Below are 3,147 nucleotides of genomic sequence, written 5' to 3' on the forward strand. Positions count from 1 at the left end.
ATTGTGTTGCCCACGCATTATAAGCAGTGACTAGCTCTTCATTGCTGATGCTGTTTTCGGGTGTCCATAGGCCGATTCCACTAATGATAGCTTGTTTCATAAATGCCTACCGTTCAGTTAATTATTGGTCGCTGATTATTACCTGCTGATTATTAACTTATAGTATAGACAAAAAAACCGGTTGATTAATGTATCTTAAGGCTAGGACGTAACTTAAAGGCCAGGGGCCGTTATGGCCCCGATAGTCTGTTATTAATGCTGAGCGGGTCGGTCAGCATTAATGCTGGGTAGCTGAATGTGAAACAAGGCTTTGAATTTATTCTTCACTCGTGTAATTAAAGTAGCTACGTAGTCACTGCGTAATTGACGAGCTTGGCGAATGTAATAGGCCGTATTAATGTTTCCGTCTGCATCCAAGTGTAATTCAGTATCGTTTTTCATGCTGTTTTCTCGTTGAGAGTTGCTTTGGTTAATGGGCTTATACTAAGGTCTGGTAAGGCGTTGCACAAACGATGAAATTTCATCAGAATGATGATAATAATTCACCAATAGGTTTTTCATTATGAGACGTTTGCCTCCTCTTAATGCAATAAGAGTATTTGAGTCAGCAGCCCGGAATGAGAGCTTTGTTTTGGCTGCAGATGAGCTTTCGGTTACAGCATCAGCCGTTAGTCACCAAATTAAAACACTTGAGCAATTTTTAGGGGTGGTGCTTTTTAGAAGAAATAAAAGAAAGGTACAGTTAACGCCTCAGGGGGAGCAGTACCTGCTATCAATCAGATATGCGTTGGATGAAATTGAGGTTGCCACTCAAAGGCTGAAATCTAATCCGGAAACAGATGTTGTCACCATTAGTGTTGCGCCAAATTTCCTGACACGCTGGCTAATGCCTAGAATGCAACGGTTTCAGAAAAAATTTCCGGAAGTTGAGTTGCAGATTACTGCGTCGACGGGTTTGATCGATTTCAATAGGTCAAATACAGATATGGCTGTCTATTTTGGTAAGGGTGATTGGCACGATATCGATGTACATTTCTTAAGTGATGTGTTTCTTGTGCCGGTGTGTTCTCCCGGGCTGATTACTCAGGATAAACCTTTGGTTAAACCGGAGGATCTTCGCCAGCATACATTAATTCATGTCAGTAAACGTCTTGATGAGTGGCCGCAATGGTTGCATCTGTCAGGTGTTGAGTCGGTAGGTTTTAGTCGGGGACTGCGGCTATCCAGCAGCCAGTTGGCAACTGCTGCGGCTCAGGAAGGCCTGGGGGTTGCGCTGGCCGACAGTACTCTCTCTTCACGCGAGATAACAGAGGGGAAGCTGATTATGCCCTTTGATATTATGCTGGATACTCAAAAGTCGTTTTATCTGGTGCATCAGAAACACAGAATGTTAACTCATGGAATGCGCGTTTTTAAAGAATGGGTTATCGAAGAGATGTGTGATAGCTGTGTTTAGTCATTGGGTATTATAAGCAATTGCAGGAGTTATTTTATGCGCACCATTGGACTGTTAGGCGGCATGAGTTGGGAGAGTACCGTGACGTATTACCGGCTAATCAATGAAGGAGTGAAGCAGCATATGGGCGGACTGCATTCTGCTAAAATTATAATGTACAGCGTTGACTTTCAGCCAATAGAGGCGTGCCAGCATAAAGGGGATTGGGCGAAAACCGCTGATATTCTTAAACAAGCAGCCCTGAGTGTGCAAGCTGGCGGTGCGGATTTTTTGTTGATTTGTACAAACACAATGCACAAGGTTGCAGGTGAAATTGAAGCGGTGCTTGATATTCCAATACTTCATATTGCAGACGCTACCGCTGAGGTTTTAGTTGAACAGGGTGTAAAGTGTGTAGGGCTGCTAGGTACGCAATTTACGATGGAGCAGGATTTTTATAAAGGACGTTTGACTGATAGGTTTGGTTTGCAGGTGTTGATACCGGCCACAGATGATCGGCAGCGAGTGCACGACATCATTTATAAGGAGCTATGTTTGGGTGATGTGAAGGTCGGCTCAAAAAATGAGTATTTACGGATCGTGAATCAATTGGTGGATCAGGGAGCCGAGGCTATTATTCTGGGGTGTACTGAAATAGGGCTGCTGTTGCAGCAAAGTGATACCCCTATAAAATTATTTGACACCACAGTTATACATGCGGGAAAAGCGATTTCATGCTCACTTATGGAATTACGGGAATGACTCTTTACAGTTATCCGTGCTTCTTGGCTCGTATTAAATTTTTCTCATCAGTATTTAAATATTTTTATAACATGTGGATTTTATGCCTGATATTACTAAGGAGGTGTCGCTGCTAACCTCATGCTGTTTTGCCTGTTTCCTGCCTAACCGATTCCTATATGTAAACTATAAACAACACCTGTTGTTGCGTTTTTTTCTTTTTTGTTTAAATTCTCTCTGCATATGCCCGTGCATGGGAAAATTTTTGTCTGTCGTCACAATATGATATTTTTGTATAATTTTACATAAAATCAATAAATTGAATGGTTGTCTTAAAAAAAATTTTAACTTATTTAATGGATGTGTATTTTTTTCATGTAAAAAAACAGTTCAATATATTGCTTTTGTAAAAAATAATGAACAATATCTGATGTTAGTATGCAGTTAGTTGTGACAACTGAGTGATAAACAAGATCACAACGACAATATTATAAATACGATGAGGCCATCACCATGAGTAAAGCAACTTTTGTTTGGGAAGACCCTTTCCTGTTAGATCAGCAGATTACCGATGAAGAAAGAATGATTCGTGATGCTGCGCGTGATTATATGCAAGGTCAGTTAATGCCTCGTGTATTGATGGCGAACCGTAATGAAACGTTTGATGTAGAAATAATGAGAGAGCTGGGCGAGCTGGGTCTGTTGGGAAGCACTTTGCCTGAGGAGTACGGCGGTGCGGGTGCAAGTCATGTCAGCTATGGTTTGGTAGCGCGTGAAGTCGAGCGAGTAGACAGCGGCTATCGTTCAGCGATGAGTGTACAGTCTTCTTTAGTAATGCATCCGATCTATGCTTATGGAAGCGAAGCGCAGCGTCAAAAGTACCTGCCAAAATTAGCCAGTGGTGAATGGATTGGTTGCTTTGGTTTAACTGAACCGGATGCGGGTTCTGATCCTGCTGGTATGCGTACCCG

4 protein-coding genes are annotated in these 3,147 nt (G+C 42.1%); 3 read left to right on the forward strand and 1 reads right to left on the reverse strand.

The window, feature by feature from the left end; genetic code table 11:
• Positions 1–252: 252 nt before the first annotated feature.
• Positions 253–441, reverse strand: a complete 189-nt coding sequence (locus tag ABY436_RS19690) for an RSP_7527 family protein (RefSeq protein ID WP_372740628.1) — start codon at positions 439–441, stop codon at positions 253–255.
• Between the two features lie 121 nt (positions 442–562).
• Here ABY436_RS19690 and gcvA point away from each other — a divergent pair, with 121 nt between their 5' ends.
• The 3 genes from gcvA to ABY436_RS19705 all read left to right on the forward strand — a co-directional run.
• A complete protein-coding gene (gene gcvA, locus ABY436_RS19695) occupies positions 563–1,456 on the forward strand; it encodes a transcriptional regulator GcvA (protein ID WP_372740629.1) in 894 nt (297 codons plus the stop codon).
• 36 nt (positions 1,457–1,492) lie between these two features.
• The gene (locus ABY436_RS19700) at positions 1,493–2,197 is read left to right on the forward strand and encodes an aspartate/glutamate racemase family protein (RefSeq protein WP_372740630.1); all 705 of its coding nucleotides are present in this window, start codon (positions 1,493–1,495) and stop codon (positions 2,195–2,197) included.
• Positions 2,198–2,689: 492 nt separating this feature from the next.
• Positions 2,690–3,147, forward strand: a 458-nt coding sequence (locus ABY436_RS19705) for an acyl-CoA dehydrogenase family protein (RefSeq protein WP_372740631.1), incomplete at its 3' end; no start/stop codon positions are given.

It is taken from the genome of Neptunomonas sp. (assembly GCF_041601355.1).
Classification (GTDB): Bacteria; Pseudomonadota; Gammaproteobacteria; order Pseudomonadales; family Balneatricaceae; genus Neptunomonas.